General features: G+C 63.5%; 26 protein-coding genes. 10 read left to right on the top strand and 16 right to left on the bottom strand.

Annotation, left to right across the window (positions count from 1 at the left end):
• The first annotated feature begins 2 nt into the window (after positions 1 to 2).
• Entirely contained in the window at positions 3 to 881 is an 879-nt protein-coding gene (galU, locus tag R2N11_RS01295) for a UTP--glucose-1-phosphate uridylyltransferase GalU (protein WP_199030199.1), read from the top strand.
• A 123-nt stretch (positions 882 to 1,004) separates the two neighbouring features.
• Here the strand turns inward: galU and R2N11_RS01300 are convergent, their stop codons facing one another.
• From R2N11_RS01300 to R2N11_RS01310, 3 genes are all read right to left on the bottom strand, one after another.
• Positions 1,005 to 2,000, bottom strand: coding sequence for a hypothetical protein (locus tag R2N11_RS01300; RefSeq protein ID WP_199030198.1), 996 nt, complete (start codon positions 1,998 to 2,000; stop codon positions 1,005 to 1,007).
• A gap of 471 nt (positions 2,001 to 2,471) precedes the next feature.
• Positions 2,472 to 2,690 carry a translation initiation factor IF-1 gene (gene infA, locus R2N11_RS01305; protein WP_004631109.1) on the bottom strand — a complete coding sequence of 73 codons (219 nt, stop codon included), beginning with the start codon at positions 2,688 to 2,690 and terminating at the stop codon, positions 2,472 to 2,474.
• 358 nt (positions 2,691 to 3,048) lie between these two features.
• Positions 3,049 to 3,342, bottom strand: a complete 294-nt coding sequence (locus R2N11_RS01310) for a hypothetical protein (protein ID WP_199030197.1) — start codon at positions 3,340 to 3,342, stop codon at positions 3,049 to 3,051.
• A gap of 302 nt (positions 3,343 to 3,644) precedes the next feature.
• Between R2N11_RS01310 and R2N11_RS01315 the strand changes: the two genes are divergently transcribed.
• Complete coding sequence (locus R2N11_RS01315) at positions 3,645 to 4,772, top strand: glycoside hydrolase family 191 protein (RefSeq protein WP_316679853.1); 1,128 nt, start codon at positions 3,645 to 3,647, stop codon at positions 4,770 to 4,772.
• Here R2N11_RS01315 and pobA read toward each other — a convergent pair.
• Positions 4,750 to 5,982, bottom strand: a complete 1,233-nt coding sequence (pobA, locus tag R2N11_RS01320; RefSeq protein WP_316679854.1) for a 4-hydroxybenzoate 3-monooxygenase — start codon at positions 5,980 to 5,982, stop codon at positions 4,750 to 4,752. The genes R2N11_RS01315 and pobA overlap by 23 nt on opposite strands.
• A 119-nt stretch (positions 5,983 to 6,101) precedes the next feature.
• On the opposite strand from pobA, the gene R2N11_RS01325 reads away from it, so the two are divergent.
• Both R2N11_RS01325 and R2N11_RS01330 read left to right on the top strand, forming a co-directional pair.
• Positions 6,102 to 7,079, top strand: a complete 978-nt coding sequence (locus R2N11_RS01325; RefSeq protein WP_199030194.1) for a LysR family transcriptional regulator — start codon at positions 6,102 to 6,104, stop codon at positions 7,077 to 7,079.
• A gap of 140 nt (positions 7,080 to 7,219) precedes the next feature.
• Positions 7,220 to 8,389 (top strand): ABC transporter substrate-binding protein, encoded by a 1,170-nt coding sequence (locus R2N11_RS01330; protein WP_199030193.1) that lies wholly within the window; start codon positions 7,220 to 7,222, stop codon positions 8,387 to 8,389.
• A gap of 13 nt (positions 8,390 to 8,402) precedes the next feature.
• On the opposite strand, the gene R2N11_RS01335 is transcribed toward R2N11_RS01330, so the two are convergent.
• The 10 genes from R2N11_RS01335 to R2N11_RS01380 form a co-directional block, all read right to left on the bottom strand.
• Entirely contained in the window at positions 8,403 to 9,104 is a 702-nt protein-coding gene (locus R2N11_RS01335) for an ABC transporter ATP-binding protein (RefSeq protein WP_316679855.1), read from the bottom strand.
• Positions 9,097 to 9,870 (bottom strand): ABC transporter ATP-binding protein, encoded by a 774-nt coding sequence (locus R2N11_RS01340; protein WP_316679856.1) that lies wholly within the window; start codon positions 9,868 to 9,870, stop codon positions 9,097 to 9,099. The genes R2N11_RS01335 and R2N11_RS01340 overlap by 8 nt, the downstream gene beginning before the upstream one ends.
• Positions 9,867 to 10,901 carry a branched-chain amino acid ABC transporter permease gene (locus R2N11_RS01345; RefSeq protein WP_316679857.1) on the bottom strand — a complete coding sequence of 345 codons (1,035 nt, stop codon included), beginning with the start codon at positions 10,899 to 10,901 and terminating at the stop codon, positions 9,867 to 9,869. Before R2N11_RS01345 ends, R2N11_RS01340 begins: the two co-directional genes overlap by 4 nt.
• Entirely contained in the window at positions 10,898 to 11,767 is an 870-nt protein-coding gene (locus tag R2N11_RS01350) for a branched-chain amino acid ABC transporter permease (protein WP_199030189.1), read from the bottom strand. Before R2N11_RS01350 ends, R2N11_RS01345 begins: the two co-directional genes overlap by 4 nt.
• Positions 11,768 to 11,852: 85 nt before the next feature.
• Entirely contained in the window at positions 11,853 to 12,248 is a 396-nt protein-coding gene (gene pcaC / locus R2N11_RS01355) for a 4-carboxymuconolactone decarboxylase (RefSeq protein WP_199030188.1), read from the bottom strand.
• On the bottom strand, positions 12,241 to 13,053 hold the full coding sequence (pcaD, locus tag R2N11_RS01360) for a 3-oxoadipate enol-lactonase (RefSeq protein ID WP_316679858.1): 813 nt from the start codon (positions 13,051 to 13,053) through the stop codon (positions 12,241 to 12,243). Before pcaD ends, pcaC begins: the two co-directional genes overlap by 8 nt.
• A 21-nt stretch (positions 13,054 to 13,074) precedes the next feature.
• Complete coding sequence (locus R2N11_RS01365; protein ID WP_199030186.1) at positions 13,075 to 14,436, bottom strand: 3-carboxy-cis,cis-muconate cycloisomerase; 1,362 nt, start codon at positions 14,434 to 14,436, stop codon at positions 13,075 to 13,077.
• A gap of 7 nt (positions 14,437 to 14,443) precedes the next feature.
• Complete coding sequence (gene pcaF, locus R2N11_RS01370; protein ID WP_316679859.1) at positions 14,444 to 15,646, bottom strand: 3-oxoadipyl-CoA thiolase; 1,203 nt, start codon at positions 15,644 to 15,646, stop codon at positions 14,444 to 14,446.
• A 27-nt stretch (positions 15,647 to 15,673) separates the two neighbouring features.
• Positions 15,674 to 16,336: a CoA transferase subunit B gene (locus R2N11_RS01375; RefSeq protein ID WP_199030184.1), complete on the bottom strand. Its 663-nt coding sequence runs from the start codon at positions 16,334 to 16,336 to the stop codon at positions 15,674 to 15,676.
• On the bottom strand, positions 16,333 to 17,022 hold the full coding sequence (locus R2N11_RS01380) for a 3-oxoacid CoA-transferase subunit A (protein WP_199030183.1): 690 nt from the start codon (positions 17,020 to 17,022) through the stop codon (positions 16,333 to 16,335). Before R2N11_RS01380 ends, R2N11_RS01375 begins: the two co-directional genes overlap by 4 nt.
• Positions 17,023 to 17,344: 322 nt before the next feature.
• Between R2N11_RS01380 and R2N11_RS01385 the strand changes: the two genes are divergently transcribed.
• From R2N11_RS01385 to R2N11_RS01410, 6 genes are all read left to right on the top strand, one after another.
• Positions 17,345 to 18,136, top strand: coding sequence for an IclR family transcriptional regulator (locus tag R2N11_RS01385; protein WP_316679860.1), 792 nt, complete (start codon positions 17,345 to 17,347; stop codon positions 18,134 to 18,136).
• A gap of 90 nt (positions 18,137 to 18,226) precedes the next feature.
• The gene (locus R2N11_RS01390) at positions 18,227 to 18,829 is read left to right on the top strand and encodes a hypothetical protein (RefSeq protein ID WP_199030181.1); all 603 of its coding nucleotides are present in this window, start codon (positions 18,227 to 18,229) and stop codon (positions 18,827 to 18,829) included.
• A gap of 383 nt (positions 18,830 to 19,212) precedes the next feature.
• Complete coding sequence (locus R2N11_RS01395; RefSeq protein WP_316679861.1) at positions 19,213 to 20,058, top strand: ABC transporter substrate-binding protein; 846 nt, start codon at positions 19,213 to 19,215, stop codon at positions 20,056 to 20,058.
• 47 nt (positions 20,059 to 20,105) lie between these two features.
• On the top strand, positions 20,106 to 20,801 hold the full coding sequence (locus R2N11_RS01400; RefSeq protein ID WP_021195164.1) for an amino acid ABC transporter permease: 696 nt from the start codon (positions 20,106 to 20,108) through the stop codon (positions 20,799 to 20,801).
• Positions 20,802 to 20,813: 12 nt separating this feature from the next.
• Entirely contained in the window at positions 20,814 to 21,506 is a 693-nt protein-coding gene (locus R2N11_RS01405) for an amino acid ABC transporter permease (RefSeq protein WP_199030178.1), read from the top strand.
• Positions 21,503 to 22,252: an amino acid ABC transporter ATP-binding protein gene (locus R2N11_RS01410; RefSeq protein WP_316679862.1), complete on the top strand. Its 750-nt coding sequence runs from the start codon at positions 21,503 to 21,505 to the stop codon at positions 22,250 to 22,252. Before R2N11_RS01405 ends, R2N11_RS01410 begins: the two co-directional genes overlap by 4 nt.
• A 67-nt stretch (positions 22,253 to 22,319) precedes the next feature.
• Here R2N11_RS01410 and R2N11_RS01415 read toward each other — a convergent pair whose 3' ends face one another.
• Complete coding sequence (locus tag R2N11_RS01415) at positions 22,320 to 23,255, bottom strand: glutamate/aspartate ABC transporter substrate-binding protein (RefSeq protein WP_199030176.1); 936 nt, start codon at positions 23,253 to 23,255, stop codon at positions 22,320 to 22,322.
• Positions 23,256 to 23,357: 102 nt separating this feature from the next.
• Positions 23,358 to 24,626, bottom strand: a complete 1,269-nt coding sequence (locus R2N11_RS01420; RefSeq protein WP_199030175.1) for a D-amino acid dehydrogenase — start codon at positions 24,624 to 24,626, stop codon at positions 23,358 to 23,360.
• Positions 24,627 to 24,745: the final 119 nt, after the last annotated feature.

Consider the following 24,745-nt stretch of genomic DNA (forward strand, 5'->3'; position numbering starts at 1 on the left):
CGATGCAACGCGTTACCAAAGCCGTCTTCCCGGTCGCGGGTCTGGGAACCCGCTTCCTGCCGGCCACCAAGGCCAGCCCGAAGGAAATGCTGCCGGTGGTGGACAAGCCCCTGATCCAGTACGCCGTGGAAGAAGCCATGGCTGCCGGCATCACCGAGATGATCTTCGTAACGGGCCGCAGCAAGCGCGCCATCGAAGACCACTTCGACAAGGCCTACGAACTGGAAGCTGAACTCGAAGCCAAGCAGAAGACTGCGCTGCTGGAAGTCGTGCGCTCGATCAAGCCGTCGCATGTGGACTGCTTCTACGTGCGTCAGCCCGAAGCACTGGGCCTGGGCCATGCAGTGGCATGCGCAGAAAAGCTGGTCGGCGATGCGCCCTTCGCCGTCATCCTGGCGGACGACTTGCTGGACGGCACCCCGCCTGTCATGAAGCAGATGGTCGACCTGTACGACCACTACAACTGCTCGGTGATCGGCGTGGAAGAAATCGACCGCGAGCAGAGCCGTTCGTACGGGGTGGTTGATGGCCGCCCGTGGGAAGAAGACGGCAGCGTGATCAAGATGTCGGGCATCATCGAGAAGCCGGCACCGGAGAATGCGCCGTCCAACCTGGGTGTAGTCGGCCGTTACATCCTCACGCCTCGCATCTTTGACCACATTCGCAACCTCAAGCCCGGCGCAGGCGGCGAACTGCAATTGACGGACGCCATCCAGTCGCTGCTGTCGGCCGAGCAGGTGCTGGCCTATCGCTACAAGGGCGTGCGTTATGACTGCGGCAGCAAGCTGGGCTATCTGAAGGCCACCGTGGAACTGGCACTCAAGCACAAGGAAGTCGCTGACGAATTCCGCGCTTACCTCGCCTCGCGCGGCCAAGCCTGACCACACACCGCCATAGAAAAAACCCGCGCAGCTTGAGCTGACGCGGGTTTTTTGTTGCCGGATTCACTTCCCCGTCCGGCGCGGTGTCCCGTCCCTCGGGTCCGGAGGCTTACAAGCCCCTCGTTATTGCGGTGCTGCCAGCGGCTTGATGGTGTTGTTTAGCAAGCTCCAGTACGAGCTGCTGCTGTACGGCAGCATCTGCTCGACGTAGTTCCACCAGAAGTAGCCGCCGATGAAACGCGGGTCGGCAGCCATCGTGGCGGTACCCATGGGGTAGTACGACTTGATCAGGTTCTGCTGCACCGATTTCGGCGCCGACGTGCTCGACGTACCGATCTCGCCAAAGCCGACCTTCGCCACCGGGAAGATGGACTCCAACAGCTTGAAGTCGTTCGTCCACGTCGGGTTCAGGCCTGGGCAATCCTGGTACGGGTAGTAGCTGAACAGCGCGTAGTCAGCACCTTGACGCACGCGTGCGGGCAGGTAGGTCTGCGCCCAGGTGCGCCACGAGTCCATCGGCAGCTCGTAGCAGTTGGTGCCCTTGCCGTCGTCGTTGTAGTACATCGTCACAGCGGTCAGGCCACCCGCAGCTTTAACGATATCGTGAGCGGCAGCCACCATGTTGCCAATGGCTTGCTCTTCCGGTGCTGCAACCGAGTTCGGGCCGCTCGAATCCGGGCGCAGCCATTCGCCATTGATCTCGTTGGCAATCTCCCACACGTCCACCACGTTCTTCAGCGTGCCCACCAGCTCGTTGGTACGGGCTGTGTAGGTTTGCAGATCGCTCGGGAAGTAGTACGAGTCCATGATCTCGCCCATCACGTAGGCAACAGCATGGAGTTTGACGAGAGCCGGGTAGTACTCAGCGGCCGTCGTGCCCGGATCGAACACCACGCGCACGGTCGGCTTGTACGGCAGGTGCGTGAGCGATGCCACGATCGCGTTGATGTTGCTGACGTCGTCCAGGGTGACGCCGTAGATGGGAGCCTTCGGACGCGTAGCTTGCGCCGAGGCAGTTTGCATACCCAGACCCGTCAGCGCTGCTGCTGCCATCAGGCCCATCATGACGCGCCGGCTCGCGCGTGCCATGCCCTGTGCTGCTTTTGTGGTTTCCAACATTGTGATTTCTATTCCCTCGGACGCAAAACGTTACGCCCAGATTTCGATGGACAAGCGCCGTCCTACCTGTACGGTATCCCGATGTGGTGTGACTCGATTGACACACTGAGCACCGAACGGGTGCGAGCGTCAGAGGACGCCCCGGCCGGCGAATTGAATGCGCGATTGGAAGCCTCAGCCGAGGTTATCGGCGGGCCGTGCGCTTATTTGAGGACTGGTACAGCTGGCACGCGCTCACCCAACATTGCGAAGGCGAGGCGTGGCTTGACAAGATGAAAAGCCCTGCACTTCAGTTGATCGCTGACTGTGCTACCCCCCGTCAGCGATCGGGGGAGATACTACCCCATCCAGGTGACACGTCCATGAATATTAACGATCGCTAATGGACAGGCGAAAGAAAAAAACCGCGGGCCATGCGTGCTCGCGGTCTCTTATGTGTCTTGCTGGGCGCTTTAGTGCTTTGTTGCCGTATTACTTGTGTCGATAGTTGATACGACCCTTGGTGAGGTCGTACGGCGACATTTCCAGCTTCACGCGGTCACCCGCCAGGATACGGATGCGGTGCTTCTGCATCTTGCCCGAGGCATATGCCCAGATTTCCACGCCGTTTTCCAGTTGCACGCGAAAACGATTGTCGGGCAGTGCTTCGGAGACCACCCCTTCAAATTCAATCAGTTCTTCCTTAGCCAAACTCGTTCCTTTGTATGCAGCACACGGCTGCGTCAATGGTTGCAATAGTGTGATGACCCACCCGAACCACGCCGCACGCCCAATCTCATTGGGCATGCAACGGTATCGCCGCGATCATCGGCCCGCACAGCGGGCTTGGGGGGTACCGAGTTGCACCCAACGCAGGTTGCGCCCGCCAACGGCGCGCGCCTCATTTCGTACGTTTAGTGCAAGCGAGGAATGGGTGGCGGTCGCAGATAGCGCGCCGCCCGGCTCGACGCGGGGGGAACCCCGGTGCTGGACTCGGCTGCACGGGCCTCAGGCCCGGCGGCAAGCCGGATTCGCCCGGTATTCTATCACGGACAGGAGCCGTGCCGCTTCAGACCTTGTCAACTGCCAGCGACAGGTCCGGCACTTCGCCGTCGATGATGCTTTCTGCAAAGCGCAAGGCTGCCACGCGCGCATCCCCCACGTTGCTGAACTGCTGCTCCCCCGACAGGCGAAATACCTGGGTCTGCCCTGGCTCGGGCGACTCCCCTGCTCTGCAGATCATCACGGCGGCGTTGTAGCTGCGGTCCTCTCTGGCCTCGGGCCAGCGTGCCGTACGCTCGTGCTGGAAAGCCAACGGATAGATGTCGAAGCCTTTGTATTGGCCCGCCGGCAAAGTGTCCATCGCAAATGCCCCCTTTCATGAAGGTCGAGTGCTGTCCGACTATACACCGCTGCACTTTGCGTGGCGATGAAAGCGCCGCCAACCTTTGATCTACCTCCGCAGGGGCTTGTGCGCTTGCGTGATCTGCTCGGGCAAGCAAATCGAAACCAGGTCTTAAGAACTTTCAGGGGGCCTCCCCGCTTTCGTACGGGGGCCTGTGCTAGCGTGCTCGCCGTGCGCTTCGCAAACGTTTCACGCGTGCCGCAGCGCGTGCATGCAGGATCGCAGCATTCCACCAGGCCCCCTCTCTCTCAAGACCAACCATGCGCCTGTCCAACACCTCTCTCACACTCGTTTGCTCTGCCGTCATGCTCTCCGCCTGCGGAGGCGGAGGCGGAGGCGGAGGCGGCGACGGCGGCAGCTCTCTGTCCATTCAATCCGCCATGGCCGCGCCAACCACCACATCCCTCGACGCCAAGGCTCCCGCTCCAGCCACAGCTGCCGCCCTGTGCGGCGCGAGCAGCGCGTCGCCGCTCGCTGGCGTACAAACGTGGATGTATCAGTTGCAGAACCTCCAAACCGATGCACAGATCAATGCGCTCGATGCGCAGCCGTACGACATGGTCGTGGTCGAAGCCGGCAACACGGTCAAGGGCCAAGAGACGTTCAACACGGCCGGCATGGTCACGCGACTGCATGCCAAGGCCGACGGCTCGCCACGCAAGGTCATCGCGTATATCGACATCGGCCAGGCGGAAGACTTCCGCACCTACTGGACCACCGACTGGAAACCGCCCACCCCCACGGGCCCCGGCACCCCCAGCTTCATCCTGACCACAGACCCGGACGGTTGGGCCGGCGACTATCCGGTGGCCTATTGGGACCAGCGTTGGCAAGACCTGTGGCTTGGCCCCAACGGGGCGGTGGCACAACTCGCACGCGAAGGCTTTGACGGCGTTTACCTGGATTGGGTGGAGGGCTACACCAACGCGACAGTGGTTGCCGCTGCAAAGAAAGCCGGCGTGAATCCGGCCAAGGCCATGGTCGATTTCATTGCGAAGATCCGGGCGGCGGGCCGCACGATCAACCCGCAATTTGCGGTGATCCAGCAAAACGCGCCGGAGCTCATCGATGCCGTGGGTGCAGCACAACTGCTGCCCAACCTCGATGCCATTTCGCAGGAGGACACGTGGTTTGGCGGCGACGCAGGTGTCGCCTGGAGCGACCCGGCCGGCGGTGATCAAGCTCCACCTGCCGCAGACACCAAGTGGACCATTGAACAGTTGCAAAAGCACTGTGCGGGCGGCCTGCCGGTCTTCACGATCGACTACGCATTGAAGACCGCCAACGCACAGAAGGTCTACACCACCTCTCGCAGCCTGGGCTTCCGCCCGCTGGTGTCGCGCATTGCGCTGTCCAAGCCGACGACTACGCCGCCCTGGAACGACTGACGTTCCCCACAGCGCTCAACTCCCTCGCCGGCGCATCGACAAACGGCAGGCCGACGTAGTTTTCGGCCAGCACGCGCGCCGCTGCCGGCGAGGTCGTCACGTACTCCAGCTCTGCGCGTTGCAGCCGCTGCATGAACGGCGTGTAGTCGTCGAAGCGATGCAGCATCGACGTCATCCACCATGAGAAATGCTCCGCACGCCAGATGCGTTGCAGGCAACGCTCCGAGTAGCCGGCCAGTTGCGTCGTATCGTTCTGCCGATAACGCGCAGTCAGCGCCTGGGCCAGCACGCGCACATCGGCCACGGCCAAGTTCATGCCCTTGGCGCCGGTGGGCGGCACGATATGCGCTGCATCGCCCGCTAGGAACAGGCGGCCGTACTGCATCGTCTCGCAGACGAAACTGCGCATCGGCGTCACGCTCTTCTGCAGGATCGCACCCTCTTTGAGATGCCAGCCGTCGTTGGTTTCCAGGCGCGTGTGGAGTTCATCCCAGATACGGGCGTCGGACCATTCGGCCAGGTTTTCGTCGGGCTTGCATTGCAGATAGAGCCGCGTGATCTTGGGTGAACGCATGCTGAACAGCGCGAAGCCGCGGTCGTGGCTTGCGTAGATCAGTTCCTCGGCAGCGGGCGCTGCCTCAGCCAGGATGCCCAGCCACGCAAACGGGTAGACGCGCTCGAACACGGCCTGCCGCTGCGCGGGGATCGCCGGCCGGCAGATGCCGTGGAAGCCGTCGCAACCAGCGATGTAGTCGCACTGCAGCGTCTGCGGCACACCGTCATGCACAAAGCGCACCGAGGGCGTGGCCGATTCAATGTCGTGCACCGATACGTCGCTCACCTCGAAGAGCAGCGGCGCGCCCTGCTCCACGCGTGCGGCAATCAGATCCTTCGCCACCTCGTGCTGCCCATACACGGTGATGGAGCGCCCGCCCGACATCGTCGTCAGGTCCACGCGATGCCGCTTACCGCCGAACAGCAGATCAATGCCGTGGTGCACCAGCCCCTCACGGCGCATACGTTCACCCACACCGGCTTCATTGAGCATGTCGACCGTACCTTGCTCCAGCACGCCAGCGCGGATGCGCTCTTCCACATACGTGCGGCTCCTGGTTTCGAGGATGACGGCATCAATGCCGTTGCGATGCAGAAGCTGCCCGAGCAGCAGGCCCGCGGGGCCCGCGCCGATGATGGCGACCTGGGTGCGCATGGTGGTTGTCTCCAGACGGATTGAAATCGTTCTGGCAAGCATTGTTGGCGCGCTCCTTGATATCGCACAATGCAATATCGGCGATAAACTCTATCGCTCATTCAGATAGTGCGATTGCCATGTCCACGCTGCCCGACTTTGACCTGAACCTGTTGCCGATCCTGCTGGCATTGCACGACGCACGCAGCGTGAGCATGGCTGCGCAGCATCTCGGCATGAGCCAGCCAGGCGTGAGCACGGCGCTGGCCAAGCTGCGCACGGCGTTCGATGACCCGCTGTTCGTGCGCACCTCGCGCGGCATGGAACCGACACCGCGTGCGCTCGCCCTCATTCCCGCCGCACGTGATGTGTTGGCGCGCGTGCAGCAGGGCATTCTGGAGACCAGCGCGTTTGACCCGGTCACCACCACGCACCTGTTTTCGATTGCCTTGTCGGACGTGGGCGAGATGGTGTTCCTGCCCCGCATCATCGAGGCGATGGCGCGGGAGGCGCCGGGGGCGTCGGTGCAGTCCGTATCGCTGCCGCCGGCGCAGATTGAGCGTGCGTTGGAGACCGGCGCACTCGATCTGGCCGTTGGCTATTTTCCCGACCTGAAGAAGAACAACTTCTTCCAGCAGCGGCTGTTCACGCACTACTTCACCTGCATCGTGCGGGCAGATCACCCCGTCACACGCGGCGGCAACACGAAGCTATCGATGGCGCAGTTCCTGGAGTACGGTCATGCCGTCGTGCGTGCGGAAGGGCGCAGCCAGGAGTTGTACGAGCGCTTCCTGGAGCGCAAGCGCATCCGCCGTACACCAGCTCTGCTCACGCCGCACTTCATGAGCATTCCGTTCATCCTCGCGCGCACGGACTTAATTGCCACAGTGCCGCATGCGGTGGGGCTATCGTTCATGCAATCGCACGCCAACATCCGCGTGATGGAGCCGCCGCTGGAACTGCCCAGCTTCGACCTGAAGCAGCACTGGCACCGCAAGTTCCACAACGATGCGCGCAGCCAGTGGTTCCGCGCGCTGGTGGCATCGCTGTTCAACGACGAGGCCGACGAATGGCGCGAGCCCGGTCACGCACCGGCCAAGCGCAAACACACCAAGTAGCGACCTTACGACGTGTGTTCACTATACGAACACTCGGTTGCAATGCGAACACGAAGCCTTTAGGATCGTCGCCACGCGCAGGCGACGCCACTGCCCCAAGTTTCCGGCCCACGCTTGCCGCTCAACCTTTGGAGACCTTCATGAAACGTCGTGTGCTGCTGTTGACTGCCATTGCTGGTACGTTGATGCGTGCGTTGCCCGCCTTCGCGGACGAGCCGATCAAGATCGGCCTGATCGCGCCCTTCTCCGGCACCTTTGCGGATTACGGCAAGCAGATGGAAGGCGGCATCAAGGCGTATCAGAAGCTTCATGGCACAACGGCCGGCGGGCGTCAGGTGCAGATCATCATGAAGGACACGACCGGCCCCGCACCGGATGTCGCCAAGCGTCTGGCGCAGGAGCTGGTGGTGCGCGACAAGGTCGACTTCCTGGCTGGCTTCGGCCTCACGCCGGAAGCGCTGGCCGTGACACCCATCGCGCAGCAGGCCAAGAAGCCGATGGTGATCTTCAACGCCGCGTCGTCATCCATCACCACCAAATCCGACTACGTGACGCGCGTGTCGATGACGCTGCCGCAGGTCTCCGCGCCGATTGCCTCGTGGGCGTTGAAGAACGGCATCAAGCAGGTGGCGACGGTGGTGGCCGACTACGCGCCCGGCATCGACGCAGAAAACGCCTTCAAGCAGACCTTCACTGCAGGCGGCGGGCAAGTCGTGGAAGCCGTGCGCGTGCCGCTGCGCAACCCCGAGTTCGCGCCGTTCATCCAGCGCGTGAAAGACACGAAGCCACAAGCCGTGTTCGTCTTCCTGCCGGCTGGCGAGCAAGGCGTGGCGTTCATGAAAGGTTTCCGAGAGCGCGGGCTGGCACAGGCTGGCATCAAGGTCATCGCCACCGGGGACCTGACGGACGACCACGTACTGCCGGCGATGGGCGACTCGACGCTGGGTGTGATCACGTCGTTCCACTACTCGGCGGCGCACGACTCGCCGCAGAATAAGACCTTCCTGAAAGCCTTTGCCGAGGCCAACCCCGGTGCGGGCCGCCCCAACTTCATGGCGGTGGCCGCGTACGACGGCATCGGCGCGATCTACGACGTGATCAACAAGCTGGGCGGCAAGATCGATGGCGAGAAGGCCATGGCTGCCTTCAAGGGCATGAAGATCGACAGCCCGCGCGGACCGATCACCATCGACCCCGCCACCCGCGATGTGGTGCAGACGGTTTATATCCGCAAGGTGGAAAAGGTCGGCAACGAGCTCTACAACGTCGAGTTCGACAAATTTGCCGACGTGAAGGACCCGGGCAAGTAAGCCCTACCCAGCCTCAGGCGACCGCCACAAGCCGCTGCAGCAGCGGCTTGTCGGCAAGCAGATCGGCACTGCTCGATGCGTGAACGATGCGCCCACGATCGAGCACCATCGCGCGCTGCGTCAACTCCAGCGCCAGACGTGCATGCTGCTCCACCACAATCACCGCCATGCCGCCCTCTTCCACCAGCGCACGGATGGCGCGGCCGAGTTCCTGCACGATGATCGGCGCGAGGCCTTCCATCGGCTCATCAAGCAACAGCAGCGCAGGGTTCGTCATCAGAGCACGGGCGATGGCCACCATCTGCTGCTCACCGCCGGAGAGCTGGTTGCCGAGATTGCGCCGCCGCTCCTGCAGGCGCGGGAACGTCTTGTAGACGCGCGCCACATCCCAGGTGCCTGGCCGAGCGACGGCCGTCAGGTGCTCTTCCACCGTCAGCGAGGGAAACATCCACCGTTCCTGCGGCACCCATCCAAGCCCAGCCCGCGCGCGGCGGTGCGGTGCGACCTTGCCGATGTCTGCGCCTTGCCAGCGGATGCGCCCACGATGCAGGCGTGTGAAGCCCATCAACGTACTCAGCAGCGTCGTCTTGCCAACGCCATTGCGGCCCAGCAGCGCAAGGCTGCCACCCGCGTCCAGCGTGAACGACACGTCGTCCAGCACGATGGCGTTGCCATAGCCTGCGGTCACGTTCTCAAACGCCAGCAACTCAGGCATGTTCGGCCTCCCCCAGGTAGACCTCCCGCACGCGCGGGTCGGCGGCGACCTCCTGTGGCGAGCCTTCGGTCAGCACGCGGCCGGCCACCAGCACACTGATCCGCTCGGCAAAGCGAAAGACGAGGTTCATGTCGTGCTCGATGAAGAGGATGGTGATATCGCGCGGCAGGCTGGCGATCACCTCGAACAGTTCGGCGCTCTCCCCCGCCGGGATGCCGGCGGCAGGTTCGTCAAGCAACAGGATGCGCGGCTGCGTGGCCAGCGCGAGCGCAATCTCCACCAGCCGCTGTTTGCCATACGGCAACGCATGCGTTTGCGCCAGCGCATCGGCGCCAAGTTGCAGGCGGCACAGCAGCGCCATGGCCTCGTCGCGCGCCTCCTTATGCGCGGCGACCGTGCGATGCCATTGCCACGCAACACCCGTGCGCTCGAAGATGGCGAGCATCACGGATTCCAATACCGTCAGCCCTGGGAATAACGTGTTGATCTGGAACGTGCGCGTAATGCCGCGCTTGACGCGCTGGTGCGCCGGCAGGCGCGTGATGTCTTCCTCGCCTAGCAGCACCTGACCAGAGGTGGGCGCAAACGCGCCGGTCAGCAGATTGATGAAGGTCGTCTTGCCTGCGCCGTTGGGGCCGATCAGCGCGTGACGTGCGCCGGGCGCGAATGACAACGAGATCTCCGAGTTGGCATGAAAGCCGCCCCAGCGTTTGGACAATCCGCGTGTACTGAGCGTTGGCGTGGGATGCATCGTCGGCGCGTTCATGCAGCACCTCCTCTGCGCGCACGCCAGGCCTTGATGCCGGAAACCGCCGCCTCCAGCCCACCCAGCAGGCCGCCACGTGCAAACAGAACGATCACCATCAACAGCAAGCCGATCCAGAACTGCCAGTAGACCGGATTGATACCGGACAGCACGTCCTGCGCCACCATGAACACCGCCGCGCCGATCAGCGCGCCGTACAACCGGCCCGCTCCGCCCAGTACCAGCATGATCAGCAGCTCTGCCGAGCGCGAGAAACCCAGCGAATCCAGCCCGACAAACTGCGTGGTCTGCGCGAGCAACCCACCGGCAATACCGGCAATACCGGCGCTTACCGTAAACGCCGCCACCAGGCGCATGCGCACATTCGTGCCAATCGCCGGCATCCGTTTCGGCCCCTGTTGAATGCCGCGCAGCGACAACCCGAATGGTGAGCGCACCAGCCTGCGCAGCAGCACAAACACGACAAACAGCACGACCAGGCTGTAGACGTAAGCCGTGCGGCCCGTCAGGTCGAACTCGAAGCTGCCGAGCAGGTTGCTCATGGTCACGCCCGAGAGCCCGTCGACACCGCCCGTCAGGAACGCCATCTTGTTGGCCGCCTCATACAGCATCAGGCCGATACCGAGCGTAACCATCAGCCGCGTCAGATCCTGCCCACGCACGACCAGAAAGCTCACGCAGAAGCCCCCGAGCGCAGCGACGATGGCGGCAGCGGCCAACCCCGTCAACGGCTCCCCCCAACCGTGCGCCGCCAGCAGCCCTGCCGTATAAGCGCCAAGCCCGAAGAAGCCTGCATGCCCCAGCGACACGATGCCCGCGTAGCCCAGCACCAGGTCAAGTGACAACGCAAACAGCCCCACGATCAGCACCTGACTGCCAAAGACCAGGTAGTCCGGAAAGAGAAAGAACACGGCGATCGGCACGCACCAGAACGCCAACTCCAGCGCCGACCAACGCGCATCGGGCAAGCCGAGCACCCGTGCGCTCTCGGCGGGCTGTGAGGCACGCATCATTTGCTGCAGCAAGCTCATGCGCGCCTCCCCAGCAGGCCGCTCGGAAACAGCACGAGCAAGACCACCATCAACCCGTAGATGACGAACGCGCCAATTTCCGGCACGTAGTACTTGCCCGCCACGTCGAACACGCCCAATACCAGCGCCGCCAGCAGCGTCCCCTTGATGGAGCCAGCGCCACCCACCGCAACCACGAGCAGGAAATACACCATGTACTTGATGGGAAACGACGGATCGAGCCCGAGCACGTCGATACCCAATCCGCCGCCCAGTCCCGCCAGCCCGGAGCCCAGTGCAAACGTGACGGAGAACACCAGGCTCACGTTGATGCCCAGCCCAGCGGATGCCTGCTGGTTGTCCACCGACGCCCGCACCTGCGCGCCAAAGCGTGTGCGCTCGATCAACCAGGCCAGCAGCACGGTCAGCGCGATCACTACGCCGATCAGGAAGAGCCGGTAGCGCCCGACCTCCAACCCGCTGCCGAACACGCTCAGCTGCCCGCGCAGCACCTCCGGCAACTCAACCGGCTGCTGCGCCGGCCCCCAGACGTAGGTCGCTCCCGCCATCGCCATAAACACGAGCGCAATGGAGAACAGCACCTGATCCAGCGGGCTCGCGCGATAGAGCCGCCGGTACAACGTGCGCTCCAGCACAAACCCGATGGCTGCGGTGACAAGGAAAGCAATGGGCAGCGTCGCCAGGAATGGCACGCCAAGGCGGTTCATCAACACCACGCACACATAGCCGCCCGCCATGGCAAACGCGCCGTGCGCAAGATTGATGAAGTTCATCAGCCCCATCGTGACCGACAGGCCGATGCTGATCAGGAACAGCAGGCTGCCGTAGGCCAGCCCGTCAAACAACACACCCAATGCACTGAGCATGGGCCTCCTCCTTGGGGTCTGTTCTGGCTCGGCGGCCAGTTTGCCCGGTCTGTGTTGCGTGGTGTCTCCCCCGAGACGAAATGCCCTACTTGTCCGCGGCCTCCGCATCCATCTCGGCAAACACGGTCTGCGCGAGGTGGAAGGCATGGTTGGCTGCCGGCACGCCGCAATAGATGGCGGTCTGCAGCAGCGTCTCCTGAATCTCGTCGCGTGTGACGCCGTTGTTGGCGGCTGCGCGCAGGTGCAGGCGCAGCTCGCCGTCGCGGCCCAACGCAACCATCATGGCGATCGTCAACAGGCTGCGTGTGTGGCGCGGCAAGCCGGGGCGCGTCCAGATCTCGCCCCAGGCATAGCGCGTGATGAGATCCTGGAACGGTGCAGTGAGGTCGGTCTGCCCGGCGTTGGCGCGGTCGACATGGGCATCGCCCAGCACGGCGCGCCGCACCTGCATGCCGGCGGCGTGGCGTTCGCGATCATCCATGGGCAGCCTCACGTGCCACACCTGTCGTGAGGAAGCTGACCAGCGCTTCGGTATAACCGTCGGCCTGTTCCCAGTTGGCGAGGTGCCCGGCGGAAAGCTCCACGTACTGCGCGCCGGGCACGCCATCGGCGATGAGCTTGGTCTGCGCGGCGGGCGTGGAAATATCGTGCGTGCCGCCAATCACCAGCATTGGCACGCGAATGTTCGGCAATTGCGCTCGCAGGTCTGCGTCGCGGATCGCACCGCAGTTGCCGTTGTAGCCGGCGTCTGGCGTGGACAGCAGCATCGCTTTGACGATGTCCACACGATCCGGCGCAGCATCGCGATAGCCCTGCGTGAACCAGCGCTCCAGCACCGTTTCGGTCACGCTGGCCATGCCGCCTTGCTCCACTTGGGCGATGCGCGTGTTCCAGCTCTGCTGCGTACCGATCAGCGCCGCGGTGTTGCTCACCACCATGCGCGGGAAGCGCTCGCCGTGATACGCAGCCAGCCACAGGCCGGTCAACCCGCCCATCGACAGGCCGCAGAACAGCGCCAGGTCAATGTCGTAGTGATCCAGCAGTGCGAGCACATCGCCGCCAAGCTGCGCGACACCGAACGGCGCATCCGGCACACTTGTTTGGCCGTGGCCCCGCTGGTCATAGCGCAGCACACGGAAATGCTGGCGCAACGCATCGAGCTGCGGCTCCCACATGCCGAGGTTGGTACCCAGCGAGTTGGACAGCACCAGCACCGGCTTGCCCGTATCGTGTGGATCGTCAAACTCGTGATACAGGCGGATGTTGTCGTGTTCGAGCCAGGGCATGATGTCTCCGTAGATGTCGTATCAGGGGTGGCGGCGAGCGTGCTCGGCCAGCACGCGGTCGACGGCGGCACCCGCATCGCCAAGGTAATGCGTGGGATCGAGCAGCGCGTCGAGCCGTTGGGGTGTGGCGCTGCCCCAGATGCGCAGCACGTCGGGGGCTTCGGCCAGTACATCGCGCAGCGTTCGATTGTCTTGCACGGCCCTGCGGCTGGCGGCTTCCACCACGTGGTGTGCTTGCAGACGGCCCAGGTCTGCACCGAGGGCCAGCATCACGGCTTCACCGAGAATCAGGCCATGCGTCAGCCCCAGGTTGGCGCGCATGCGTGCCGCGTCGACATGCAAACCTTCGATGACCTCGCGCATGCGGTCGAGCGCGCCTGCAGCCAGGCATGCCATCTCGCGCAGCGTCGCCCACTGCGCCTGCCAGCCGCCGAGCGCACGTTCGTGCTCCTGCGGCAGCGCAGACAACAAGGTGCTCGCCAATCCGGGCATGCGCGTGGCCGCCGCCAATACCGCCGCGCACCCAACCGGATTGCGCTTATGCGGCATGGTGGAAGAGCCCCCCTTCCCTGCGCCTGACGGCTCTGCGACTTCGCCCACCTCGGTCTGCATCATCAACGAGAGATCGCGCGCGAAGTGGCCGAGTGTGCCGGTCAGCAATGCGAGCGTCGCGCCGATGTCGGCAACACGATCCTGCTCGCCATGCCACGACAGCGCGGACAGCGGCAAATCGAGTTCATGCGCCAGTGCCTGTGCCACAGCACGGCCGTGCTCCCCCAGACTGGCAAGCGTGCCCGCTGCGCCACCGAACTGCAGCACCGGCACATGCGTACGCAGCGCCGCAAAGCGATCCTGCGCACGATGTACCGCTTCCAGCCAACCGGCGACCTTGCGCCCAAACGTCGTCGGCAAGGCTTGCTGCAACCATGTGCGCGCCACCATCGGCGTATTGCGATGGCGCTGTGCCAGCGCGGCCAATCCATCGGCCAGCTTCTGCAGATCCGCATCGATCAGCTCGACGGATTGCTTCCACTGCAGCATCAACCCGGTGTCGATGATGTCCTGGCTAGTCGCACCCCAATGCACGTAGCGCGCGGCATTCTCATCATGTTGCGCAACGGCAGCGGTCAATTGCTTGACCAGCGGGATCGCCAGGTTGCCCGCGCTTGCAGCGGCATCGCCCAGTGCTTCCAGGTCAAGCTTCGCCTTGGCACATACCGCGCAAATCGGCGCGACGGCTTCCACCGGAATCACACCGACCGCACCTTCGGCCCGCGCCAGCGCCGCCTCCACCTCGAGCATCGCGCGCACGATAGCCCCGTCGGACCACACCGCCAGCATGGCCGGCGTGGAGAACGCGCGGTCGAACAATCCGCTGGTCATGGTCGGATCAAATGCGTTCGATCACCAGCGCAATGCCCTGGCCCACGCCAATGCACATCGTGCACAGCGCATAGCGGCCGCCGGTGCGATGCAATTGGTACATCGCCGTGGTCACCAGACGCGCACCGCTCATGCCGAGCGGATGACCCAGCGCGATGGCGCCACCATTCGGGTTGACGCGCGGGTCGTCATCCCGCAAGCCGAGCTGGCGCGTGACAGCCAGCCCTTGCGCGGCAAACGCTTCGTTCAGCTCGATCACATCCATCTGATCGATCGTCAGACCCAGTTGTTTGAGCAGCTTCAGCGAGGCCGGCGCCGGGCCAATACCCATCACGCGCGGCGGCACACCCGCGGTGGCCATGCCGACGATGCGCGCACGCGGTGTCAAGCCAAAGCGCTTGGCCGATTCCTCATTGGCGAGCAGCAGCGCGCAAGCGCCGTCGTTTACACCCGAAGCATTGCCGGCGGTGACCGTGCCGTCCGGACGCACCACGCCCTTGAGCTTGGCAAGCGCTTCCATCGTGGTCGCACGCGGATGCTCGTCGCGGCTCACGACAATGGCGTCGCCCTTCTTCTGCGGAATCGTCACCGCGGTAATTTCCTGCGCGAGCGTGCCGTCTTCCTGCGCACGCGCCGCGTTGGCTTGGCTGCGTAGCGCAAAGCGGTCCTGGTCTTCGCGGTTGACGTTGTAATCGGTGGCGACATTCTCGGCGGTCTCGGGCATCGAGTCGACGCCGTACTGCGCCTTCATCAGCGGGTTGATGAAGCGCCAGCCGATGGTCGTGTCATAGATGGCAGCATCGCGCGAGAAAGCGCTGGCGGCCTTGCCCATCACGAACGGCGCGCGGCTCATGCTCTCCACGCCGCCGGCGATCATCAGCGAGGTCTCACCGGCGCGGATGGCGCGTGCGGCTGTGCCGGTGGCATCCATGCCCGAGCCGCACAGGCGGTTGATGGTCGAACCCGGCACGCTGTCAGGCAGCCCGGCCAGCAGCGACGACATGCGCGCCACGTTGCGATTGTCTTCACCGGCCTGGTTGGCGCAGCCGAAAATCACGTCGTCGATGGCCGACCAGTCGACCTGAGGGTTGCGCGCCATCAGCGCCTTGAGCGGCACAGCGCCCAGGTCATCCGCACGCACGGCGGACAGGCTGCCGCCGTAGCGGCCGATGGGGGTGCGGATGGCGTCGCAGATAAAGGCTTCGGTCATGATGGTTTGTCTCCAGCAACTACATTGTTATGCGCGGCGCAGCGGCGCGGCCGTCAGCGTCTGCAGCGTATCGAAATCGAGGCCGTCGGCCATCTCACGCACCACCAGCCCCTCAGGCGTGATATCGATCACGGCAAGGTCGGTGTAGATGGTATCGACACAGCCGACGCCCGTCAGCGGGTACGTGCACGACTGCACGATCTTGCTGTCGCCCTGCTTGGTCTGGTGTTCCATCATCACAAAGACCCGCTTGGCGCCGATGGCCAGATCCATCGCCCCGCCCACGGCCGGAATCGCGTCCGGCGCACCGGTGTGCCAGTTGGCCAAATCGCCCGTGGCCGACACCTGGAAGCCGCCGAGCACGCAGTAGTCAAGATGGCCGCCTCGCATCATGGCAAACGAATCGGCGTGATGGAAGAACGACGCGCCAGGCTGGATGGTGACGGGCTGCTTGCCCGCATTGATAAGGTCTTCATCCTCGTCGCCGGGTGCGGGTGCCGGGCCCATGCCGAGCAAGCCGTTTTCGGTATGCAGGATGATTTCGCGATCGGAAGGCAACTGGTTGGCCACCAGCGTGGGCAGGCCAATACCGAGGTTGACGATGGAACCATCAGGAATATCACGCGCCACGCGGGTGGCGATCTGATCGCGTGTCCAGCGCTTGAATTGGGTGGTTGCTTCGGCGCTCATGCGGCCTCCTTGGCTTGTGCAGCGCTGCCGAGTTGGACGACACGCTTGACGAAGATGCCCGGCGTGACGATGTGTTCCGGGTCCAACTCGCCCAGCTCCACTGTCTCGCTGACTTGCGCAATGGTGCATTTGGCCGCCATGGCCATCACCGGGCCGAAGTTGCGCGCGGTCTTGCGGTAGACGAGATTGCCCCAGCGGTCCGCCCGCAACGCCTTGATGAGCGCGTAGTCGGCAGTCAGCGGCAACTCGAACACGTACGGCCTGCCGTCAATGATGCGCGTCTCCTTGCCCTCTGCCAGTTGCGTGCCGTACGCGGTCGGGCAGAAGAAGCCGCCGATACCGGCACCTGCAGCGCGGATGCGCTCGGCCAGATTGCCTTGCGGCACCAGTTCCAGCTCGATCTCGCCGGCGCGGTAGAGCGCGTCGAACACGTAAGAATCAGCCTGGCGCGGGAACGAGCAGACGATCTTGCGCACGCGGCGCGCCTTGAGCAGCGCGGCAAGGCCCGTCTCGCCGTTGCCGGCGTTGTTGTTGATGATGGTGAGATCGCGTGCGCCGTGGGCGATCAGCCCGTCGATCAGCGCAGCAGGCATGCCAGCGGTACCAAACCCGCCGATCATGATGGTGGCACCGTCAGGAATATCGGCCAGCGCGGCCTCTACAGACGGACAAATCTTGTTGATCACATGCATTCTCCGGCAGGGGCGCCACGCATTTTGATCGCCTGGCGCCGCTCGAAGCATCGCGGGCCACCCGTCACGCAAATGGCCGGGCCGCAAAGGCGCGGCCTGCGAGTCTCCTGATTGACGACTGGATCGACGCGGGCCTTTGCTGTCCAGCCCAGCCCTCTTTTTGTTCGATATACGAACTCACGTTCGATCCAAGAACTAATCTACGCCTGCGCTCCAGTCCATGTCAAGGCGTACGCATGGCGATCAAGCGTTCGAGTAGCGAAACCCTTGGAATGTCAGTAGTCTTGAGGCCAGTACTTCGCTTTCGCATCCCTGCATGTCCGCCGCCGAACTTCCTGCCGAAAAACCGAGCGATTCCTACGTGCAATCCTTTGCACGCGGGTTGTCCGTCATCCGCGCATTCAATGCAGAGCGGCCCGAGCAGACGCTGTCCGAAGTTGCCGAAGCAACCGGCCTCACACGCGCAGGCGCCCGTCGCATCCTGCTCACGCTGGTGAGCCTGGGCTACGTCAGCTTTGAAGGGCGCCTGTTCCGGCTCACGCCCAAGATTCTCGACCTGGGTTTCGCCTATCTCACCTCGATGCCGTTCTGGAACCTCGCCGAGCCGGTGATGGAGGAACTGGTGCAGACGGTGCACGAGAGCTGCTCCGCCTCGGTGCTCGACGGCACGGAAATCGTCTACGTGCTGCGCGTGCCCACGCAAAAGATCATCGCGCTGAACCTGGCGGTCGGCAGCCGCCTGCCGGCGTTCTGTACGTCGATGGGGCGCGTGCTGCTGTCCGGCCTGCCGGAAGATCGGCTTGACATCGTGCTGCGCGAATCCGACCGCCGCGCGCGCACGCAACGCACCGTCACCGAAGTCGATGCATTGAAGGATGTCATTGCCGGTGTGCGCCAACAGGGCTGGGCGCTGGTCGACCAGGAGTTGGAGGAAGGGCTGATCTCGCTGTCAGCGCCGATCCGCAATCGGGCGGGCGATATCATCGCTGCCATGAACATCAGCGGGCAGGCCAACCGTACGTCAGCCAAGCAGATGACCAAACAGTTTCTCGAACCGTTGCAAGAAGCGGCCGAGCGCATCTCGGCAATGGTGCGGGTGCGGACCTGATCGCAGACAAGTTGCGTGCGATTGGGTGCATTAGGCGCCTCGCATCCCGGCGTTTTTTTCAATAAAATTGTGGCTCCGTGGGCAAAGAGGATGTCTGTGACTCAACACGCCGCCATTCGGATCGGTCTGGATGTGAAAGACCGCCAGCGCTGCCCTCAGACGAGCGGTCGGGCGAGCGTTGCGCGCACCCTGGCGATTGCCCTGCCGTTGCTGGCCTGCCCCATGTGGGCACAATCGCAGTCCTTGGCCGCAGCGGCTGCCCTGCAGGAGTTGACTCCGCTGGCACGCATGCTGGTCGGCGCCGCCACCGGCCGCAGCACCGCTGCAGCCGGCGTGCCTGCCCTCACCGGCCCGGCCCGCAATACCGACCGGGCGCTCACCCAGGCCTGCACGGAAATCAACCGTTTCACCCCCATCCCGCTCGACCGCGAGACCGCGCTCGTGCAATGCACGCTGGCGCAGAAGAAGAACCTCGTCTTCCTCATCACGCTGACCAACTACGCGGCGCACTCAGCTGCTTCGCAGGGTTTCCGTCTGAACTTCGTGCCGATCCTGCAAAAGAACATCTGCAACAACGGTGACGTGCGCATCCTGACGCGCCTGGGCCTGAGCCTGGTCTACCGCTATCGTGGCAACGACCATGAGATGGTCGGCGACGTGCCCATCAACGAAGCCATCTGCGGCGCTTTGTAAAACCAGCGCGCGGCACCGGGAATCCCCCGATGGAGCCGGGTTGGCTGCCATGTCATTAATGGCAGCCCATGTCTTCTTTCCATAACAGGCACGCCGTGCATCAAGCTCTTCGCGCCCTCATCGCGGGTTTTCAGGCTTAACAGTGGCGCAGCGCCTGCGTTTGAGCCACCGCAGCCAGCGCTCCAGACCACCCGGAAACCCGCCGCAATCCGTTTGCCAGCCTACGATTGCGCCAGTCGTCATGGTCTATAGTTGGGCGGCTTGCACTGCCGTCATATGGTTAGCCGGATAGCGAGCAGCCAAGCCCATCGCACGCCTGTATGCTCGCGGTCGATCTTGATTCACGCACTGCCACCCACCCAAGTCGTCAAGGAGGAAATCCGATGAAAACAAGCCGGCGTCTGACACAAGTTACCGGTGCGGCCATCCTGGCCGCTGCCACCCTGGTCGCCACGACCGTCCATGCCGACCAACTCGCCGACATCAAGAAGAAAGGCGAACTCGTTTGCGGTGTGCTTGGTACCGACGAGCCGTTCAGCTACCTGAAAGACCCGATGAGCCGCGAGATCGTCGGCTACGACGTCGACATGTGCAACGCCGTGGCCAAGAGCATCGGCGTGAAGCCCGTGCTCAAGCAATTGGCCGTGGCCGCGCGCCTGCCCGAACTGCAGCAAGGCCGCGTGGATCTGCTGGCCGCCTCGCTCACGCACAACAAGGAGCGCGAGGCGCAGATCGACTTCTCGGTGTCGACCTTCATCACTGGCCAGAAGGCCATGGTCAAGAAAGACAGCGGCATCACGTCGCTTGTCCAACTGGACGGCAAAAAGCTCCTGACGGTCAAGGGCTCCACCATGGAAGCCAACATCGCCAAGGCCATCAAGAACGCCGATGTGGTTTCGTTCGACAACAGCCCGCAGGCGCTGCTGGCCCTGCAGCAAGGCAAGGGCGCTGCCTACATCAACGACGAGACCACGCTGATCGGCAACATGGCCAAGATGGGCCCGGTGGCCAAGGACTACGCGATCCTCCCGCAGAACCTGTCGACCGAGCACATCGCCCTGGGTATCCGCAAGGGCGAGCCGGCCTTCAAGAAGCAGGTTGACGACGTGCTGCTCGGCATGGAAAAAAGCGGCGACGCGCAGAAGCTGTTCGACAAGTGGTTCGGCCCAACCACGAAGATGGCCTTCCCGCAGCGCACCTTCAAGATTTCCACCGACAAGATCGATTAATGACACGTCGGGCCGCCCGGACACCGCTCCGGGCGGCATGAAACTCCATGCCCCAATTTGATTTGTCGATGCTGCTCTCGGGGCAGTATCACCAGTGGCTTGTCAGCGGGTTCTTCCTGTCGATCAAGCTGTCGCTGCTGGCCTTCGTGCTGGCGTTGCCGCTTGCGATCGTGGTGGCGCTGCTCCGCCTGGCGCCGGCTGCACCGTTGCGCGCCATCGGCCAGACCTACGTTGAAGCCATCCGCAATGTGCCACTGCTTGCGCACATGCTGTTCTGGTATTTCGGCGCGCCGCAGATCCTGCCGCAGTTCATCAAGGACTGGCTCTACAGCCTGAACTACGAGGCCGCGAGCGCCGTCATTGCGCTCGTGCTCTACACGGCCGCCTATATGGCGGAGGACATCCGCAGCGGGATCCGCTCGATCCCGAAGGAGCAGCTGGAAGCCAGCCGCGCGCTCGGCCTCTCGTTCCTTCAGGCGATGCGGCTCGTGGTGCTGCCGCAATCGCTGCGCGTGACCGTACCACCGCTGGTCAGCCAAACGTTGAGCCTGTGGAAGAACTCCAGCATCGCCATGGTGATCGGCGTGGCTGAGCTGATGTACCAGGCACAGCAGGTGGAGTCCGCCACCTTCCGCGGCTTTGAGGCGTTTGCGTTTGCCACGGCGGCCTATCTGACCATTTCGATTGCGATCACGGTGTTCTCGGCCTGGTATCAGCATCGCTACCCCGTTCGTACACTTTAGGACGTCGTAGCCATGCTCGAACTCATTCAAACCTACGGCGTTTACTACCTGATCGGCCAGTATCCGAACGGCCCGCTGGGCGGTCTGGCGCTGACGTTCCTGTTGGCATCGGCCGGGCTGGTCCTGGCGCTGCCGGTGGGTATCGTGCTGGGCCTATGCCGCGTGAGCCCGTTTGCCGTGCTGCGCTGGCCGGCCACTGCGCTTGTCTACGTGGTGCGCGGCACACCGCTGCTGATGGTGATCTTCTGGGCGTACTTCCTGCTGCCCACCATCACTGGCCAGCGCACCGATCAGTTCAGCACCATGCTGACCGCGCTGGTTATCTTTGACGGCGCCTATCTGGCGGAGATCGTACGCGCGGGGATCCAGGCCCTGCCGCGCGGGCAGATGGAATCTGCCCGCTCGCTGGGCCTGTCGTATATGCAGGCGATGCGCCGCGTGATCCTGCCCCAGGCGCTGCGCAACATGCTGCCGTCGCTCGTCAACCAACTCGTCTCCACCATCAAGGAGACCTCGCTCGGCTACATCATCAGCCTGCCCGAGGTGTCGTTCGTGGCGGGCCAGATCAGCACGGCCGTCATGGTCAAGTCTGCCGAGGTCTACGGCCTGCTGGCGATCAGCTATTTTGTGATGTGCTTCAGCCTGACCCGCGTGGCGTTCTTCCTGGAGCGGCGCCTTGCAGCGCAAGCCCCTTCCAAACCATGAACATGATTACGATCGAACACGTCGACAAGTGGTACGGCGAGTATCACGCCCTCGTCGACATCAATGAAACCGTCGCCCAGGGCGAGGTCGTGGTGGTGTGCGGGCCGTCGGGCTCGGGCAAGTCAACACTGATCCGCACGCTGAACCGGCTGGAAGCCATCCAGAAAGGCCGCATCATCGTCAACGGGCAGGACGTGCATGCACACGGCGTCAACGTGAATGTCCTGCGCAGTGGCATCGGCTTCGTGTTCCAGCAATTCAACCTGTTTCCGCACCTGACGGTCATGCAGAACTGCACGCTGGCACCGGTGCAGCTCAAGCGCATGCCGCCGCAGGAAGCGCGCGACTTTGCGATGCGCCTGCTCGAACGCGTGGGCCTGCCGCACAAGGCCAACGCCTACCCTGGCGAGCTCTCGGGCGGCCAGCAACAACGCGTGGCAATTGCCCGTGCACTGGCGATGAAGCCGCCGGTGATGCTGTTCGACGAGCCCACCTCGGCGCTGGACCCGGAGATGGTGAACGAAGTGCTGCTGGTGATGAAGGACCTCGCCCGCGACGGCATGACCATGGTCTGCGTGACACATGAAATGGGCTTTGCACGCGAAGTGGCCGACCGCGTGATCTTCATGGACCAGGGCCAGGTGCTGGAGCGCGCCAAGCCGGAAGACTTCTTCTTACGCCCACAGCATCCACGTGCGCAGCGCTTCCTTGCGGACATCCGCTCGCCGTGGGCCCAACCCGCGTGAGCCCAGGCATTGCGCAATAAAAAACGGGGGACGATGTCCCCCGTTTCCGTTTGTACAGCCAGCGAATTTATTGAATCGCCTTGTCGTTCGGGTGCGCGTACAGATCCTTCATCCCAGCCGTCATCGGGTAGTTCAGGTTCAGGCCCTTCGGCGGAATCGGCGACAGGAACCACTTCTTGTACAGGTCATTGGCCTTGCCCGATTTCATCAGGTCGGCAATCACGTCATCGGCCACCTTCTTGAACGCCGGATCGTCCTTGCGCATCATGCACGCGTAGGTCTCGGTCTGCAGCGGCGTGCCGACCACCACCCAGTCGTTCTGGTTCTTGGCCTTGGTGCGTTCGCCATACAACAGCGGCTCATCCATCACGAAGGCGACGGCTCGGCCCGACTCCAGCGTCAGGAATGCCTGGCCGTGATCCTTGGCGAGGATCAGGTTCATCTTGTCGGCATCCTTCGCTTCACCGTTCATCTTCTGCAGGATGCGGTCTTCCGTCGTGCCCGCGGTGGTCACCACGGTCTTGCCCTTCAGGTCGGGGAAGTCCTTGATGCCCGAATCCTTCTTCACCAGCATCAGCATGCCGTAGATGAAGATGTTGTTAGAGAACGCGACCTGCTTCTGGCGATCAAGGTTGTTGGTGGTCGAGCCGCACTCGAAGTCGATCGTGCCGTTCTGCAGCAGCGAGATGCGGTTTTGCGAGGTGATCGGCGTGAGCTTGACCTGCAGCTTGGATACGCCCAACTTCTTCTCCACACCGGCAACGATCAGGTTGGAAATCTCCTGCGAGTAACCGGTGATGGTGTTGGCATCGGCCTGGTACGAGAACGGAATCGACGACTCACGATAGCCGACGGAAATCACGCCCGATTGCTTGATCTTCGCCAGCGTGTCGTTCGACTGCGCCTGCGCACCAGTGGACAGCACAGCCAGGGCACCGGCCGCAGCCAGCGTCAGTCCGCACAGGATGCGTTTGGTCGAATTGATCGGATGCAGCGTTTTCATGCTTCCCCTCCTTTGGGTGTGTTCGCTCCAGACTTCTTTGGTTACCAATTGGCGCAAGCCATCAGCTTGCACGTTCGGTCTTTTGAATCTCTTGTCCTTGGATCAAGCAGCCAGCGCATACGGTACTGGAGAAATTGCTGGCTTGCGCCCCGCAATCATGTCAGTCAGCAGGCAGGCGCTGCCAAGCGCCAGCGTAAAGCCCAGCGCCCCGTGGCCAACATTCAGCCACAGACCCTCCACCGGCGAAGTACCGACCACCGGCACACCGGTCGGCGTTGCCGGGCGCATGCCCGCCCACGGCGCGGCATCGGCACCCGCGTCATTGGCACGCATGGCGCCGGGAAACAGCGCGCGGGTTTCGTCGTACAAGGTCTGCACGCGGCGGGTATCGAGCGTGGTCGACCAACCGACCAGATCGGCCATGCCGGCCACGCGCAGCGTTTGCCCGATGCGGGCATAGACGATCTTGCGCGCCGCGTCCGTCACGCTGATGCGCGGCGCAACATCGCCTTCGCCCAGCGGTAGGCTGATGCTGTAGCCCTTGAGAGGATACAGCCCGGGGTCGATGCCCAGCGGGCCGAGCAGCTTGGCGCTGGTCACGCCTGCCGCCATCACCACCGCATCCGCAGCGAACTGCTCGCCATTGGCCAGCTTCAAGCCGCGCACGCGACGGCCCTCCGTCCACAACGCGCTGACGCCGGTATTGAAGCGCAGCGTCACGTTGGGCATCTCGCGCAGCCGGTTGAACAAGCCGACGCAGAGTTGATGGCAGTCGGCCACGTCTTCATCTGGCGTATAGATCGCACCGACGATCTGGTCGCGCACCCCGTCGAGTGCGGGTTCGTGGGCAATGGTCTCGGCGGCGGACAGCGCGTGCTGCTCGCAGCCCAGCGTGGCCTGGTAGCCGACCTGGGCGCGCGCGGACTCGAATGCTGCGGCATCACGGTGCACCACCAGCTTGCCGCGTCGGGCAAAGCTGAAAGCCAGCTCGGGCGATGCTTCGCGCAAGGTTTCCATGCAGGCGCGACTGTAGAACGACAGCGCAAGCAGTTCGCGCGTAGTGCGGTCAGCGCGCTCGCGGTTGCAGGCCGCGATGAAACGCAGCCCCCAGCGCAGCAGTGCTGGGTCCAGCGTGGGCTTCAAGCGCAGCGGCGAATCGCTGCGCAGCAGCCAGCCCGGTACGTGAGAAAGCACGCCGGGGCCGGCCAGCGGCGCCACATAGCTGTAGCTAAGCTGGCCGCCGTTGGCGTAGCTGGTGCCCTCGCCCGGGCCCGGGTGGCGCTCGATCAACGTGACCTGATGACCTTCCTGGGCCAGCGCGACTGCCGTGCTGATGCCGATAATGCCGGCGCCGACTACTGCGATTTGCATGAAGAAGCTGCGACTTGGAGAAATGTTGTCAGCAGCTTAAGGAGGCGGGGTGCCGTTGCGCAAATGCGGAGTTGTTGGGGGGGATGTTGTGGGGCTATGGGTTCAGATCGCTGGCTTGC

Origin of the sequence: Ralstonia flaminis (assembly GCF_958415495.1) — a bacterium.
Lineage (GTDB): Bacteria > Pseudomonadota > Gammaproteobacteria > Burkholderiales > Burkholderiaceae > Ralstonia > Ralstonia flaminis.